The sequence below is a fragment of the Chthoniobacter sp. genome (assembly GCF_040003245.1).
In the GTDB taxonomy this organism is placed as follows: Bacteria; Verrucomicrobiota; Verrucomicrobiia; order Chthoniobacterales; family Chthoniobacteraceae; genus Chthoniobacter.
This window is the reverse complement of record NZ_JBDUCX010000159.1, coordinates 1-15372: the sequence shown is the minus strand read 5'-3', so window position 1 is coordinate 15372 and position 15372 is coordinate 1. Positions and strand designations below refer to the sequence as shown.

Below are 15372 nucleotides of genomic sequence, written 5' to 3'. Positions count from 1 at the left end.
TGCCAGCAAGCCGAGACTCACGACTAACAAAGGGAAATGAAATGCGTTCATCGAGCAGGCTGGCCGAGGCGCATGAAATCGCTGGAGACGGTAACCGGACGATCATCCGACGCGACGACAAAACAATCCGAGCCCGGCACGGCTTCGGCCGGCAAATGGGCCTCGTAGTGGTCATTGGCAAGCTTGGTCGCGGGCACGGGCTGCCACACGCGTTTCATCCAATCCGTGCTCGGCGCGCTCCAGTAGACTTCGGCTTTCGCGATGGATCGCGGGGCGGTGATTTGGAAATGCACGTTCAGCGGATCAGCGCTCTTCTCGACGGTCACCACCGGCAACGGCTGTCCCTGGCCATTGAGATAGTAATCAAAGTAAGGGACTTCCATCGCCAGCCAGTTCGCCTTGCTGCCGCTGGGCGTGGGGAAGGGCTGGAACGCGGTCGGCACGAAAGGCTCGGTGGTCGCCTTCGGGAAGACGGTGCCGCCCGGCAGAGGAACCTTGTGGTTCGCATTAGGCGCAAACAGATGGTTCTTGGTCCCGGGAATGGCGTCGAGCGTGGCCTGCACGGCGGGCGGCCAGAAGAAGAAATCATTGGCCGCGCCCGCGGTGAAGAAGGCGGCCTTGATGCCCGGGGCGCGGCGTCCGGAATCCAGATACTTCAGCCACCGCTCGCGCTCCTCCGCCGGCATCTTTTGCAGCGTGGGCTGTTGCGAGCTGAATTCATAAAAGCCGCAGCCAAACACCGCGAAGCCGGCGCGCACCTGATCACCGGCGAGGCCGCAGACCATGGTGGTCATATAACCGCCCCACGAAATACCGACGACGCCGATGCGCGCGGTGTCCACTTCAGGTTGCGCGCGCAGGAGATAGAGCGATTGCATCGCGGAGAGCACGGCATCGAAGAGCAGGCTGGCCGTGGCATCAGGGCTCGCGACGTAGCGGCCCTCGCCGTACTTGAGCGTGTTCCAACGGCCCTTGGTCTCCGTCAGTTTCTTCGGCTCGGCAATACCCGGCAAATCCGGCGCCACGGCGACATAGCCGCGCTGTGCCCAGGCGATGGCCTTGTCCACTTCCGCACTGCCGCCGCCACCGTGCAGCACGAGCATTCCCGGGTGCTTGCCCGCCGCCTTCGGCGTCGCAATCACGGCGAAGATTTCCGCGCCTTCGCGCGAGCGAAAGACCACACGCCGCACGGTAACGCCGTCCGGTGGCGCGCCAGCGTCTGGCACTTCGCGCAGGATCTCAGGCGCGCGGCCGGTGAGATAAGGCGTGAAGGGATCTTCCCCGGCTCGCAGCGGGAGGATCGAAGACAGCGCGAGGAGGGCGACAAACAGGAAGGAGGAAATTCGCATGGGAGAAGGCATTGTGGCCAACTCCGTAGAGAGAGCAATTCGGAGATGAAAGACAAAGAGATAACAAACTCTACGAAATCGTTCAGCCCGGAGGTTATGATATAAATACGCGGCTCCCCCATGAATTCACCGCACATCTATTCCCGTCGCGATGTCTTGAAAACATCCGGCCTTGCGTTGCTAGCGACTGGCGCCGGCGTTTCGGCCGCACCATCGGCGCGCAAGCGCGTGATCGTCGCCGGCGGCGGCATTGGCGGCCTGAGTTGCGCCTACGAACTCCTGGAACGCGGGCACGATGTGACCGTGCTGGAAGCTTCGCGGCGCACGGGCGGGCATGTGAAGACGATCCGCGATCCGTTGCCGGATGGGCTTTATGCCGACGTGGGCGCGGAGCACTTCACCAAGCCGGGCTACGAGGAGTACTGGCGATACGTGAAGAAGTTCGACCTGCCCTACCTGCCCTGGAAGCGGCGGCAGGACATGTACCGGAAGATCGACAGCAAATGGTACACCGAGCAGCAGCTCGCCGACCGCGCCACGGTGGCCGCCTTCGGTTTCAACCAGCGCGAAATCGATTACATCCTCGAGCACGGGTGGACGGACTTGAGCACGCTCTACTTCGCGCCCTACCTCGCGAAATTCACCGACGAATTCCAGCCGTTCGGCGTCGGGCTCGATCACCTCGACAAAGTATTGCTCGGCGATCTGCTCGCGCAGGATGGGGCATCCGAGGCCGCCATTCGCTTCGTCGCCGGTGGAAGGCGCAGTAGCCCGCAAAAACCCGCGACGAGCAGCGATGTCTCGGCGCTCTTCCGCCTGTGGCAAGCGGCGATCGGCAAGCTGCGCGGCTTGCCGACCTTCTCGCGCAACGTCTTCCATCTCAAGGGCGGCAACCAGCTCCTGCCCGATACCTTTGCGGCAAAACTCGGCGACCGCGTGCGCAAGAATTGCCCCGTCACCGCCATCGAGCACAACGCCACCGGCGTGCGCGTGGAATACGAAGAAGGCGGCGCGAAGAAACAGCTCGCTGCCGATTACCTCGTCGTGTGCCTGTCCCCGCTGCTGCTCAACGCCATCGAGGTCACGCCCGCGTGGCCGGAGGAAAAGGCCTACGCCATCAGTCACGTGACCATCGGCATGCAATCGCGCGTGCTCTTGCAGGCAAAGACCCGCTTCTGGGAGGGTGACGTGCCGAGTATCAATCTCGAAACGGGCGATCCGAAAATGAGCCTCGTTTACCAAACGGCGGCCGACGTGCCCGGCGAGCGTAGTGTGCTCATGGGCAGCGGCCAACCGGTGGAAACATCCGAGGACGCGCTCGCCGCTTTTCGTAAATTTTATCCCGGCAAAGCCGCGGACACGATCGAGCAATGCATCGTGCACCAATGGTGGAAGGAAGAGCCCACCTGCTTCGGCTGCGAGCGGCTGGCCTTCGCTTTCGGCGAGCTCCACAAAATGTGGCCACACATCGGCTCGCCGGTGGGACGCATCTATTTCGCGGGGTCCGCCTACGACAACATGCCGCACGGGCAGGATGCGGCGACGCGCACGGGGAACCGCGTGGCGGAGGCGATTCACGCGGCGGCGTGACGACGATTTGTTCCTCGCTACCGCTGTGCCTGGTCGATGCGCCCGGCAGCGTAAGCGTCGAACACCCGCTTGATCTCGTCACGCACGCGACGGAAGACAGCGAGTTGCTCGCTCTCCGTTCCGGTCGCGTGGGCCGGGTCGTCGAACCCCCAGTGGTGACGATTTACCTGTCCGGGAAACATCGGGCAGGCCTGGTCGGCATTGCCGCAAACGGTGATGACCGTCTCGACCGACTGCTCCAGGAATTCTCCGAGGTATTTGGAATGATGCGACGAAATATCGATGCCGATTTCGGCCATGACCTTGATGGCCAGCGGATGCACGTAGCCCGCCGGCTTCGACCCTGCGCTGGCCACGCGCAGGCGATCACCCACGGCCGCGCGCAGGATGCCTTCGGCGAGATGGCTCCGGCAGGAATTGCCGGTGCAAAGAATGAGAACGAGTGGCTTGTCCATATGAGTAACAATCAGCAACAACCACTCCCTGGGGCGCATCCCGCCGCTTGCGGGAGACAAACATCCTTCGCGAGGCAATCCGTGTGTTTCCAGCCGAGGTGGAAGGCGAGAATGCCGTTCTGCTCGCTCACCCCGAGCGCCGGGAATTGCGAGACGGTGCAATCCTCGTATTCTATCTCCACTTCGAGATCATCCGCGCCGAAGATGGGGGACGCCTGTCCGAGCACACCCGCGAGTTTTCCCGGTGACAGCCGGTGGTCGAGATCTTCGGCGACCCAGGCTTGCAGCGAGCAGGTCGAGACCCGCCGCATGGTGCCACCGCAGTCAATGAAGGTCTTGTCCACGCGACCGACTTCGGTGATGTGGCCATGCGCCGGCACGAAACCGCCATCCGGCAGGACAAATCGCAGTTCGTGGTCGGGATGCTGCTCGAGGAGCGTTTTGAATTCAGAGGTCTTCATAGTTCGGTTTTCGGTTCATTATCGGCAAAGTCACAACAGTCAGGCCCGCGGATCGCACTGCACATGGGGACAGCCAGCAGCGCGCCGAGCAACGGCCCGGCCAGATAGACCCACATAGACTGGAGATGGCCGCTCACTACCGCCGGGGCCAGCGAGCGTGCGGGATTCATCGACGCGCCACAGATCGGCCCCGCGAACATGGCCTCCAGGGCGATGACCGCTCCAATGGCGATCCCCGCCGTGATCCCTTTCTCCTTCGCCCCAGTCGAGACGCTGAGGATGACAGTCATCAACAGAAACGTGAGTACCGTTTCCAGAACGAAACTCTGCATGGGCGGGCCGGACGGAAGCGTGGCGCCCAGCGTCTGGTCGCCCGGAAAAAGAGAACGCAGCAGTGCGCTGGCCGCAAATGCGCCCCCGAGCTGCGCGAGAATGAAGCCGGGCACATCGCGCCACAGGAAACGACCCGCCACCGCAAACGCCGTGGTAACGGCAGGATTGAAATGCGCGCCGCTCACATCGCCGAAGGTATAAATCATCGCCAGGACGATCAGGCCGAAGGTCAGCGCGATGCCCGGGTGAGTGATGGCTCCACCGCTCTCGTGGTTAATGACAATCGCGCCCGTGCCCGCGAAGATGAGCGCGAAGGTGCCGATGAACTCGGAAAGCAGCTTTCTCATCGACTCGGTGGGCGTGAACATCATCCGCTCCGTTATGCGTGCGCGGTTTTGCGTCCGCGTCGTTTCGGCGCCGGAGCGCAGCACTCCGCCAAGGGACCGGAACAGGATGCCAGCGCTTTGACCATGCGCCTCAGATCGGCCGTGAAAACCGTTTGCTCGCGGCAGCAGTCCTGCAAGCAGCGCATGTTTTCGGCCAGTTCCGGCGGAGGATTCGCCGGCAGCGCATAGACGATCCACGCGCCCTCGCGCCGCGTGTGAACCAGGCCGCGCTCGCGCAGGTAGGCGAGATGCTTGGAAATCTTCACCTGCGGCGCGCGCAGGATCGCCTGGAAGTGGCACACACAAAGCGGCCGGTGCGACAGCAGGTGAAGGATGCGCAAGCGAGTTTCATCGCACAGGCACTTGTAGATTTCGATCAATCTCACACCGCACCATATATACCTATATAGGTATATCCGTAAAGGAGAATATTCCTTCCCGCGATATTTCACCCGCCTCCTCAACCGGTTAGGGCAAAACGCGCGGAGCTTCGGGCCAAATAGATTTCAGCTCGTGAACAGCGAGCTTCGCGATGTAGGCGGAGCCGCCTTGGACGGTCAGGACGAGGCGGCGATTGTCCGCGGCAGGATAGAAAATGCCGGAGAAAGTCACTTCGCCACGATTGCCGAAAAGCTCTATGCTGGTGCGATCGAGCAGGGCGCGCAGGATGAGTTTTCCGTCCACGGGCGCGAGTGCGAGCGAGCGACCGAAGGCCCTGAGCCTTTTCTCCTTCACGTCGTAGGCGATCTCCTCGCCGCGCAGACTGAGGGTCACTTGCGCCGCATATTGAAGGTCGACTTCCAGATCGAGGTCCAGCAATTCGCCAGAGAATCCTTCGAGCGCGTTGTCGCCGGGTGCAAGCGCACGCGGCGGCACATCGCGGGTCTGCGCCGTGCGCCCCGCGAGATCGCGCACATCCCACGTGCGCCAGTAGAGCGCCTTGGCCGGGTCCTTCGCCTCACTCGCACTGGCCGTGCGCACCACGCGGCCATCGACGAACAATTCGACGCCCAGATTGGCCGCGAGATCGCGCGCCCCCGCCGCGAGAAAATTGATAAACGATCGCTGCACCTCAAACTCCGGCGAGAGCAGCGTCCCTTTGCTTCCCGCACCGCCGCGACCGCTCCAAGCGAGCGTGGCTCCCTCGAAACCGACGAAGCGGTCTGCGGGCTCGAACGGCTTGGGATGAAAGGCGTCGCCGGTGATTTTCCAACCACCGAGGTCCTTGCCCTCGAAGGCGCCGAAAACGATATCGGTGCGTAGCCCGACGGGTTTAGCAGGCGCCGCCGCGTCCGTCTTGATCGACGGCGGCAGGGCCGCTTTCCATCCATCGCGCAAGCGCCTTGCCATTTCCGCGAGGACGCTTTTGTTCTCCCCCTCCCCCGCGATATTCGCGTTTTCCTTGGGATCCTCCTGCTCGTCGTAAAGCTCAGTGCCCACGAGTTCGTCCTTCATGTTCTTCCACTCGGTGTAACGCCAGCGGTCGGTGCGTACGGAGCGGCCCATGAACTTCTCCTTCCCCACGCGGAGATACTGGCTGAAGACCGCCTCCTTCCATGGCTGCGCCGGATCAACGAGCAGCGGCGCGAAGCTCGTGCCCTCGAGATGCGGCGGCAACGGCAGACCCGCCAGTTCCGCGAGCGTGGGGTAGACATCGACGTACTCCACGAGCGCGGCGGTGTGCTGGCCGGCGGCCTTATGCGGCGCGCTGAGAATCAGCGGCACCCGGGTGCCCAGCTCGAAGTTCGTCATCTTCGTAAAGATGCCGTTCTCGCCGAGGTGATAGCCGTTGTCGCCCCAGAGGATGACGATGGTGTTCTCACGCAAGCCGAGGCGGTCTAGTTCATCGAGCACGCGGCCCACCTGTGCATCCATGAACGTGATGCAGGCGCGATACCCGCGGATGAGATTCAGCGCGGTTTCCTCCGGGATATCGCCCGTGGCGGGAATGCCACCGTAAGTGCGCAACTCGTAAGCATTGTGCAGCGCGGGCGTGGGGACGTTCTTCGGCGGAAAGTAATTGTCCGGCAGCTTGATGCTCTCGGCGGGATACATGTCCCAGTACTTGCGCGGACAGGTGAGCGGCAGGTGCGGCTTCACGAAACCCACGCCGAGAAAGAAAGGCTGCTCCGCCGTCTTCAATCGTCGCAAAGTCTCGATCGCCTTCTTCGCCGTCTGCCCGTCGGGATAAACGTCGTCCGGTTGATCGGCCGCTTCGAAGGGCGGGCCGCGAATGATCTTCGGCCGATCCTTTTCCGGCAACGCCTTGAGCCGGTTCAGCATGTCTTCGGATTCCTTGGTGAACCACGACTTGGACGGCACGCCATGATACCACGACGGCTCGCTCCACGATTGCGGGTCGTCGCCCGGCTCCTTTTCGCTGTGATGAAAAACCTTCCCCAGCGACACGGTGTGCCAGCCGTTGTCCATGAAAAGCTGCGGTAGCGTCAGCACATCAGGCATCTGCGGCCGGAGGAAGTGCTGGTTGTCGAAAACCTTCGTCGTGTCCGGGCGCGCTCCGGACAGCAGGCTGGAACGCGAGGCATTGCAGACCGCCACCTGGCAATAGGCGTGCTCAAACACGAGCCCACGCGAGGCCAGGCGATCGATATTCGGGGACTGCACTTGCTTCGCGCCGTAGCAGCCGAGATCTGGACGCAAGTCGTCGACGACGACGAAAAGGACGTTGGGCTTTTTGTCCGCGGCGAAAAGGCCCAAGGGCGCGCCTAGCGAAAGCAGAACCAGAATCCGTGTCAGAAGAAGTTTGTCCATGCGGGGAAATTGGCTAATCAGAAGCGGCTTGGGCGGTGAAGTGTGTTGGCGTCGCACGCCCGCCACTAGAACCAACCCAACGTCCACCCAGTTGCCGTGAAATTTTTCCGCCCCCTCCTTTCCCTTTCGCTCGCGCTGCTCCCGCTGTCGCTTTCCCTGGCCGAAGACGCCCCGAAGACCGACCCGCGCTACCCCTTCCGCACCGACTTCGCGAACGCCAATCTGCCATGGTATCAGCCCAAGCCGCTGGAGTTTCCGCCGCACCATTCGGACCGGCGCATCGGTGGAACCTTGATCAGCGCGGATTACGTCCATCGCAGCGGGCAATTCCGGACGAGCAAGACAGGGGAGATCGTGGATTTCACCATGCCACCCTACGCCTCGGTGCATTATCTCCTCTCCGAGGCCGACCTGCGCGACGTCCCACTCGGGACGGATTACCTTTTCTTCCTCAACGACGACGGGCACGGCCATTTCACGCGACTGGCCACAATGGAGGAGCAGTTCACCATGGATGCGAGCCATAGCTTTACCTATCGGCTCGACGAGGTGAAACTCGCCGAGGGCAAGTTGCTCACCACCAAGCAGAGCATTCCGAAAAACCTGCCCGAGGTGGGCAAGGCCGAGTTGCACGTCAACGCCGCGACGCGCGTGTGGAAAGACGACCAGCAGATCAAACTCGAGGATCTCCAACCCGGCGACGTGCTGCTCTACAATCTCACCGGCCGCACCGCCGCCAGCCCCGGCACATGCACGGATATCTGGGTCGGCGTGGAAACCCATAAAAAGACGATCGAGCAGCAGATGGCGAAACATGCCGCTTTCGTCAAGCTTCGCGGCTTGCCCGGCTGGATCGACAAGACCGAGGGCAACAAGCTCACCATCACCTTCTTCAGCGACGATGTCCCCGCATTCAAGAAGACGTGGACAGACGATCTCGTCGTGGGCAAGGACGTCGCCGTGACCGTGGCGAACGACGAATTGCGGCCGTGGAATCCGCCGGTGGACAAGGAAAAATCCAGCATCCTCGAAGTGCAAAAGGTACCCACCGAGTGCTACGGCTGCAGCGGCGTGCGCGTGGTGGTGCAGGTGGCCTATATGCTCGAGGGCTTCCGCCGCGGGCATTGCATCCGGCTCTTCGGCGCCGGGTGGCCGGTGAAGGACCCGCCCTACGGCGAGAATCTCATGAACTACGGCTACCGGGGCGACACCAACACCGAAATCATGGAGAACACCGCCAAGGAATATCCGCTCCAGTTCCCGTATCGCACCGATTACAGCAACGAGAATCTGCCCTGGTTCAAGTTCCGCGCGGGCGAAAAGCCGCCGTCGTATTCCGAGCATCGCGTCCTCGGCGAACTCGTGAAGGTCGACGCCGAGAAGCGCACCGGCCAGTTCCGCACCGACCGCACGGGGGAGACGGTCGAGTTCACGCTCCTGCCCGGTGGCAACGTACAATACCTCAATGCGAACTCCGCGCTCGCCGACATCCCGCTCGGCACGCGCTGCACCTTCAGCCTGTATCAGGACAACGCTGGCGCCTTCACCCAGGCTTGGGCTGTGACCGATGATTTCAGCCATCTCGCCTCCAACTCCACGAAGTACCGCGTCACCGCGCTGAACCTCGCCGAGGGGCGCATCGACGTCGGCTGGCAGCTCGCGAAGATGAAGAACTACAACGGCGACATGGAGCAGACGCCCGACCTCGGCCAGCACATCCTGCTCGTCACCCCCGAGACGCGCGTGTGGAAGGGAGACCTGCAAGTGAAACTCGCGGACCTCGCCGTCGGCGACCTTATCCTCGCCGATGTCAGCGGTGAGCAAGCCGGCCAGCCTTCGCATTGCACCGATATCTGGATCGGCGAGGACACCCACAAGGCCGTCACCGAACGGCAAAGCAAAAAACTCACCTCGGCGAAGAAGTAGACGAGGTATTGCCCCTGTCCTAAAGCCCCATTTTTCCAAAGAAATGCCCCTCCCGCGTGCTTTCCCTGCCGTGCATCGCAGCGTCCTATTCTCCCTTTGTTACGTAGTCGCGCCGGCGGCGGCGCTTCTGGCTGTCGCGGCTCCGCAGGCGAGCGCCGCGGTGCCGGGGCAGGAAAATCTGGAAAAGGTCGCGCGTCCTTTTTTTCGGGAGCACTGCAACAAGTGCCACGGCGAGAAGAAGCAGAAAGGCGACTTACGGGTGGACAACCTGACCATCGATTTCGATTCTCCCAAGATCATGGGCCACTGGGAGGAGATCATGAACCGCATCAACTCCGGCGACATGCCACCGGACGATGTGGACAAGCGGCCCAAGCCCGACGACATCGTCCGCGTTTCCGAATTCATCTCCGGCCAGCTCGTCGAGGCCGATTCCGCGCGGCAATCTTCCGCCGGCGAGCGCGTGGCTTTCCGCCGGCTCACTCGTGAGGAATACGCCAACTCCGTGCACGATCTGCTCGGCGTGAATTACGATTTCACCGACCCGACCGGCCTGCCCGAAGACCCCGACTGGCACGGCATCCAGCGCATCGGCTCGGTGCTCACGCTCTCACCGGCGCACGTCGAGAAGTACCTCGCCGCTGCCGATTCGCTCTTGAACGAAGCGCTCTCGCTCGGGCCTGCGCCACAGCGCGAACTGGTGCATTGGTCGCCCTTTGAAATCCGCGGCTGGAAGAGTTTTCAAAAGGAATACGAGGCCCGCGGCCTCGCGGAAAAAGTGCGGGTGGACCTCGTGCCAAACAACGGCGCGCTCGACGATCGCACGATCAATATCAAGACCGCCGGTGAATACATCGTGCGGGTGAAACTCAGTGGCCTGCGCCCGGAAGGCGGCCGCGCCCCACGCCTGCGGCTCTACGCCGCGGATATCGGCCGCACGCTTTTCGAGCAGGATATCGAGGCGCCGGAGGACAAGCCGGTGACCATCGAGTTCCGCGCGCATCTGCCCGTCGGACAGCACCCGGTGCACATCGTCAACTCCGTCCCGGGGCCGAATCCCGAGGCGCGCCGTTCCCGCGCGACCGGCACCCCGAACATCTTCACCGGTCTCCAGTCGCGGGTGCCGTGGCAGATGAAATTCACCGACGACAACGGGAAGCCGATCCTGCCTTTCCTGCTCGTCGACTCGATCGAATGGGACGGCCCGATCGTCAATTCCTGGCCCACGGCCTCGCACCAGCAGATCTTCTTCGGTGGCGAAAGCGCGACCAAGGATGCCGCTTACGCTCGCGAGATCGTGAAGCGCTTTGCCGAACGCGCCTGGCGCCGCCCGGTGACCGCCGAGGAACTCGACCGTTACCTCAAGCTCGTCGATAAAGCGCAGCAGCTTGGCGATAATTTTGAGACGTCGGTGAAGACTGCGCTCTCCGCCGTGATGTGCTCGAAGAGCTTCCTTTACATCGAGGAAGGCAAGGTCGCCACACCCTCGCAGAAGCTCACCGACTGGGAGCTCGCCTCGCGCCTTTCCTATTTCCTCTGGAGCAGCATGCCGGATGAGCGTCTGCTCGCCACCGCGCGCTCCGGCCAGCTGCACGAGCGTGAGACGCTACGCGCCGAAGTGCGCCGCATGCTCGCCGATCCCAAGGCCGAGGAATTTGCCACGAGCTTCCCGCGCCAATGGCTGCAATTGCGCCGCGTGGGCATGTTCCCGCCGGACAAGGTCCTGTATCCCGATTACGACGAGAATCTCGAGAAGAGCATGATCGGTGAGACGGTCGGCTTCTTCGGCGATGTGCTCAAGCGCAACGCCAGCCTACGTGAATTTCTCGATTCCAACTGGACGCTGGTCAACGAACGCCTCGCGAAATTCTACGGCATCGAAGGCGTGCAGGGCGACGGCTTCCAGCGCGTCGCACTCAAGCCGGAGGACCATCGCGGCGGCCTGCTCACGCAAGCGGCGGTGCTCAGCCTTACCTCCGACGGCACGCGGCACCGCCCAGTGCATCGAGGCGTGTGGGTGCTCGAGTCGATCATCGGCAAGCCGCCACCTCCGCCGCCCGCCAATGTCCCGGCACTGACCACGCCGGACGCGAATGCACCCAAGACTACCGTGCGCCAAAAGCTAGAGGCCCATCGCTCCGACGCCAATTGCAACGCCTGCCATCGCCGCATCGATCCACTCGGCATCGCCTTCGACAATTATGATGCCATCGGCCACTGGCGCACCGTCGAGACGGTGACCGCCGGCGTCGGCGACAACCCAGCGCTCGACCCGAGCGGCGAACTCTACGATGGCCGCACCTTCAAAGACGCAAAGGAATTGAAGAAGATCCTCGTCGACGACACGGACAAGTTTGCGACCGCCTTCACCGAGAAGCTCGCCACCTACGCCCTGCGCCGCGGCACCACCTTTTCCGATCGCAACGAACTGCGTCACGTAACCGAGCGAGCCAAGGCCAGCGATTACAAACTCGCCTCGCTCATCGAAGAGCTCGTGACCAGCGACATTTTCCAGAAGCGTTGAGGGTGCCGAAAAATGACAGCGCGTGGCTCAACGCTGGCCGGCCTTTTCGGATTGGTCTCGCTCGCCGCCTCGATCGCTTCCGGCGCGACGATTGAAGTGCGGCCGGGCGTTTCCGCGCTTGCGGATGCAGTAGCGCGTGCGGTCGAAGGCGACACGCTGGCGCTGGCGCCAGGAATTTATCGCGAGCACGTGCATATCGACAAACGGCTGACTCTGCGCGGCCAGGCCAGCGCCGTGCTCGACGGCTCGGAAGAGCTTCGCGCCACATGGTCGCCAGCGGGCGACGCCGTCTTCTCCACGTCGGTAAAAAAGCGTCATTACGGCCTGCTGGTCGATGGCAAATTCGTCGCCGAAGTGCGTTCCGACCGCGCACAAGGCAAGGGAGACTGGCATTGGAAGACCTTGCTCGCAAAAGGGCCCCCGCTGAGCGGCTTCACGCAGATTCGCGCCCTGTGGATGTATGATCCGGAGACGAACAGAATCCACGCGCATTTTGAAAACGGCGCAGCACCCGATGGGCTCGCCTTGTCATGGCTGCGCTCCGATGCGCCTCTTTTGACGATCGCCGGGGCCAAGGGCGTGGTGGTGGAAGGGCTGACCTTCGCCCATGGCTTCCAGGCGATTACCGTAACCGATCACGCGGCCGAGGCGGTCGTTCGCGGCTGTAAGATTACTTCGTATGAAGACACCGGCATCGTCCTCACAGGGGGAGCGGCGCGCTGTACGATCGAGGACTGCGAGATCACGCGCGGATCATACGAGGATTGGCAACCCAGCCAGGAACACGACCGGGCGAACTACGAGATCTGGCGCATCCACAAGGATGTGGGCCGTTATGACCGGGTGGGCATCGACATCGTCCGCGCCGGGGCCGGCAACCGGATCCTGCGCAACCATCTGGACCGCGTCTTCGATGGCATCTGCATTGGCGACTCGAGTTGCGAGTCTCTCGACAAACCGTTAATCGATCCCGATCACGGTCGCGGTACAGAAATCGCGGAAAACGTGATCGAAAACACGCGCGACTCCGGCATCGAACTCGGCGTGGGCTGTATCGAGGTGAACGTGCACCACAACACCCTCCGCCGCACGCACGGCGGGCTGCGCTTCAAGGCGCCGCGCATCGGCCCGGTCTTCATCCATCATAACCGGCTCATCGACGGCGCCCCTTTCAACATGTGGTTCAGCATGGATGCCTCACCGGCGGAAGGTTTCGTCTATCACAACACCATCGTGGGCGGACACTCGGCGGCCCTGCAGTTTTTTTCCTTCAATACCCACCGCAATTTCGGCGCGCCCAAGTGGCGGTTCATCAACAATCTCGTGCTCGGCAAAGAGCCCTTCTTTGAGCGCGGCGACCGCACGCCGAAACCGGATTTTACCGCCGAACACAATGTCGTGACCGCGACGATCCCCTCGGAATCCGGCCGCACTGCCATCGACGCCGGAATGGATCTTTCGACCTATCTCGGAGGAAAGCCTTTGCCCGGCTGCGAGCCGGGATACTTCCAAGACAAAGCGCCCGACGCGGGCGCGGATGAACAGCAGGGCCACTAATATGAAAACCCCTTCTCTCCCGCTCCTCCATCGCCGGCAATTCCTTCGGGGCTTGGGTGCGGCCGCCACCTGGCCGGTGTTGCAGGGCGCCGCGCCACTGCGTGCCGCCACGGGTAAGCCCACGCTGCATGTCTACCCGGACTACGGCTGGCTGCGCGGTTTCGGCATGGTGCCGTCGTGGGGCGCGAACATCGTGGAGGCGTGGCAACTTTACGACGGCGCGCGTTTCCGTGAAGAGGTCGCGCTCGCGAAACAAGTCCACGCGAATGGCATCCGCCTGTGGTTCGAATACGCGGCGTGGAAAACCGACCCGGACAAGATGACCGCGCGCTTTCTCGATGCCGTGGCGGGCATTGCCGAGAATGGCATGAAGGTGATGCCTTGTCTCTTCAACCACTGGCACGACAGGAAGCTCGACTACGGCGGCACTTCGGCTGCGGGAGATTGGACTCCGCATCTCGAGTACGTAAAGACCATCACCACCGCATTGAAAGACGACGATCGCGTCTTCATCTGGGATCTCTGCAACGAACCCGGCTCGCGCGATCCCAACACGCCGGAAGTGAAGTGGCTGACCGCCATCGCCGCCCAAGCGCGAGAGTGCGGCGTGCGCCAGCCCATTACCATCGGCACCATGTCTGGCCCGAATATCATGGCGTTCGCACCGCTCGTCGATGTGCTCAACGGCCACCCCTACGGCCATCACCGCAACAACCTCGAGGCGCTCATCACCTCCTTCACGGCGATGAGCAAGGAAACAGGCAAGCCCTTCATCGTCAACGAGACCATCCCCGGCGCGCTGGACGATCTCGTGCGCGCCGAAGTGGCCCGCTTTTACACCGAGATGCTGTCCGCCGCCGGCTTCGGCTGGATGGGTTGGGTCATCCGCGAGGGCAAAGCCATCGCCACCACCCGCGAACTCCACGATGGCAACGGCATCGAAGGCGGCGGCTACCACCCCTTCTTTACCAAGGAAGGCAAGCTGCGCGACGGCCTCGATTTCCTCACCGAACCCCCTAAACGGCGTCCCCCTTGGGAAAAAGCCTGATTGTAATCTGAACGCCTGGGTAAACTTTTCGTTAAGGAAACGCCCCCCACGCTGATTTTATACCGTAACCACCATGAGCAATTTCATCTCCCAAAAGTGGCTCCTCAATCGCCGGCACTTCCTCCGCGGCATCGGCGCCACCGTCGCCCTCCCCTTGCTCAATGCGATGCTCCCCTTCCGCGCCAGTGCCGCGGCCGCTCTCGACAAGCCCCGCCGCAGCGTCTTCGTCTACATCCCGAATGGCGTGAACGGCATGAGCTGGCAGGTGCCAAAGTCGGGCCGCGACTACGAACTTTCCGCCTCGCTCCAGCCCCTCGCCAAGCATCGCGAGGACTTCACCATTTTCAGCGGCCTGCATCACCCGAACGGCATCGGCCAGGCGCACGTCTGCGCCGATACCTGGCTCACTGGCGCGAAGATCGACGCCCAGAGCGCGCGCAAATACGAGAACACCGTCTCCGTCGACCAGGTCATGGCCGAGGTCACCGAGAAGCACACCCGCTTCTCCTCGCTCGAGCTTTCCATCTCCTCGGGCACAGGCCGTCCGCTCAATACCAACACGCTCGCCTTTTCGCGCGACGGCGTGCCACTCCCGGCGGAGGACAACCCGCGCAACGTTTTCAACCGCCTCTTCGGCGAAGAGCAGGGCGGCCTCGCCGCGCAACGCGCCCGCCTCGGCAAGCGCCGCAGCGTGCTCGATGCCGTGCTCGACGACGCCAGTGCCCTGCGCCGCGAACTCGGAAGCGACGACCGCAGCAAGCTCGACGAATATCTCCACTCCGTGCGCGACGTGGAGCAGCGCACCGAGCGCCTCGACGCCTGGCTCGATATTCCCAAGCCCGCAGTCGACAAGAACATCGCCGCGCCTTTCCAGCGCGACGTCCCCAAGGCCAAGGCCGGCGAATACTGGCGCACGATGTTCGACCTCATCGTCCTCGCCCTGCGCACGGACATGACGCGCGTGGTCACCT

General features: G+C 62.7%; 12 protein-coding genes. 6 read left to right on the top strand and 6 right to left on the bottom strand.

From position 1 onward, the window contains the following. Nucleotides 1-47: 47 nt before the first annotated feature. Nucleotides 48-1349 (bottom strand): acetylxylan esterase, encoded by a 1302-nt coding sequence (locus tag ABJF10_RS20115; RefSeq protein ID WP_348546395.1) that lies wholly within the window; start codon nucleotides 1347-1349, stop codon nucleotides 48-50. Nucleotides 1350-1469: 120 nt separating this feature from the next. On the opposite strand from ABJF10_RS20115, the gene ABJF10_RS20110 reads away from it, so the two are divergent. Then, on the top strand, nucleotides 1470-2939 hold the full coding sequence (locus tag ABJF10_RS20110; RefSeq protein ID WP_348546394.1) for an NAD(P)/FAD-dependent oxidoreductase: 1470 nt from the start codon (nucleotides 1470-1472) through the stop codon (nucleotides 2937-2939). Between the two features lie 17 nt (nucleotides 2940-2956). Here the strand turns inward: ABJF10_RS20110 and ABJF10_RS20105 are convergent, their stop codons facing one another. The 5 genes from ABJF10_RS20105 to ABJF10_RS20085 form a co-directional block, all read right to left on the bottom strand. Continuing rightward, entirely contained in the window at nucleotides 2957-3394 is a 438-nt protein-coding gene (locus ABJF10_RS20105) for an arsenate reductase ArsC (protein WP_348546393.1), read from the bottom strand. An 11-nt stretch (nucleotides 3395-3405) separates the two neighbouring features. Next, the gene (locus ABJF10_RS20100; RefSeq protein ID WP_348546392.1) at nucleotides 3406-3855 is read right to left on the bottom strand and encodes a DUF6428 family protein; all 450 of its coding nucleotides are present in this window, start codon (nucleotides 3853-3855) and stop codon (nucleotides 3406-3408) included. Continuing rightward, nucleotides 3852-4535 (bottom strand): aquaporin, encoded by a 684-nt coding sequence (locus tag ABJF10_RS20095; protein WP_348546391.1) that lies wholly within the window; start codon nucleotides 4533-4535, stop codon nucleotides 3852-3854. Before ABJF10_RS20095 ends, ABJF10_RS20100 begins: the two co-directional genes overlap by 4 nt. 32 nt (nucleotides 4536-4567) lie before the next feature. Continuing rightward, nucleotides 4568-4960 carry a metalloregulator ArsR/SmtB family transcription factor gene (locus ABJF10_RS20090; RefSeq protein ID WP_348546390.1) on the bottom strand — a complete coding sequence of 131 codons (393 nt, stop codon included), beginning with the start codon at nucleotides 4958-4960 and terminating at the stop codon, nucleotides 4568-4570. A gap of 82 nt (nucleotides 4961-5042) precedes the next feature. Further along, the gene (locus tag ABJF10_RS20085; RefSeq protein WP_348546389.1) at nucleotides 5043-7346 is read right to left on the bottom strand and encodes a sulfatase-like hydrolase/transferase; all 2304 of its coding nucleotides are present in this window, start codon (nucleotides 7344-7346) and stop codon (nucleotides 5043-5045) included. A 96-nt stretch (nucleotides 7347-7442) separates the two neighbouring features. Here ABJF10_RS20085 and ABJF10_RS20080 point away from each other — a divergent pair, with 96 nt between their 5' ends. The 5 genes from ABJF10_RS20080 to ABJF10_RS20060 all read left to right on the top strand — a co-directional run. After that, nucleotides 7443-9272, top strand: coding sequence for a hypothetical protein (locus tag ABJF10_RS20080; RefSeq protein ID WP_348546388.1), 1830 nt, complete (start codon nucleotides 7443-7445; stop codon nucleotides 9270-9272). 43 nt (nucleotides 9273-9315) lie between these two features. Next, on the top strand, nucleotides 9316-11796 hold the full coding sequence (locus ABJF10_RS20075; RefSeq protein ID WP_348546387.1) for a DUF1592 domain-containing protein: 2481 nt from the start codon (nucleotides 9316-9318) through the stop codon (nucleotides 11794-11796). Nucleotides 11797-11808: 12 nt separating this feature from the next. Beyond that, nucleotides 11809-13353, top strand: a complete 1545-nt coding sequence (locus ABJF10_RS20070) for a right-handed parallel beta-helix repeat-containing protein (protein WP_348546386.1) — start codon at nucleotides 11809-11811, stop codon at nucleotides 13351-13353. A 1-nt stretch (nucleotide 13354) separates the two neighbouring features. Beyond that, a complete protein-coding gene (locus tag ABJF10_RS20065; protein WP_348546385.1) occupies nucleotides 13355-14401 on the top strand; it encodes a cellulase family glycosylhydrolase in 1047 nt (348 codons plus the stop codon). Between the two features lie 73 nt (nucleotides 14402-14474). Further along, on the top strand, nucleotides 14475-15372 hold an 898-nt coding region (locus tag ABJF10_RS20060; protein ID WP_348546384.1), incomplete at its 3' end, for a DUF1552 domain-containing protein.

Excerpts from the sequence above, each read along its gene's own strand:
- ABJF10_RS20115 (WP_348546395.1), bottom strand. The coding sequence starts at position 1,349 with ATGCGAATTTCCTCCTTCCTGTTTGTCGCCCTCCTCGCGCTGTCTTCG.
- ABJF10_RS20110 (WP_348546394.1), top strand. The coding sequence starts at position 1,470 with ATGAATTCACCGCACATCTATTCCCGTCGCGATGTCTTGAAAACATCC.
- ABJF10_RS20105 (WP_348546393.1), bottom strand. The coding sequence starts at position 3,394 with ATGGACAAGCCACTCGTTCTCATTCTTTGCACCGGCAATTCCTGCCGG.
- ABJF10_RS20100 (WP_348546392.1), bottom strand. The coding sequence starts at position 3,855 with ATGAAGACCTCTGAATTCAAAACGCTCCTCGAGCAGCATCCCGACCAC.
- ABJF10_RS20095 (WP_348546391.1), bottom strand. The coding sequence starts at position 4,535 with ATGAGAAAGCTGCTTTCCGAGTTCATCGGCACCTTCGCGCTCATCTTC.
- ABJF10_RS20085 (WP_348546389.1), bottom strand. The coding sequence starts at position 7,346 with ATGGACAAACTTCTTCTGACACGGATTCTGGTTCTGCTTTCGCTAGGC.
- ABJF10_RS20075 (WP_348546387.1), top strand. The coding sequence starts at position 9,316 with ATGCCCCTCCCGCGTGCTTTCCCTGCCGTGCATCGCAGCGTCCTATTC.
- ABJF10_RS20070 (WP_348546386.1), top strand. The coding sequence starts at position 11,809 with ATGACAGCGCGTGGCTCAACGCTGGCCGGCCTTTTCGGATTGGTCTCG.
- ABJF10_RS20065 (WP_348546385.1), top strand. The coding sequence starts at position 13,355 with ATGAAAACCCCTTCTCTCCCGCTCCTCCATCGCCGGCAATTCCTTCGG.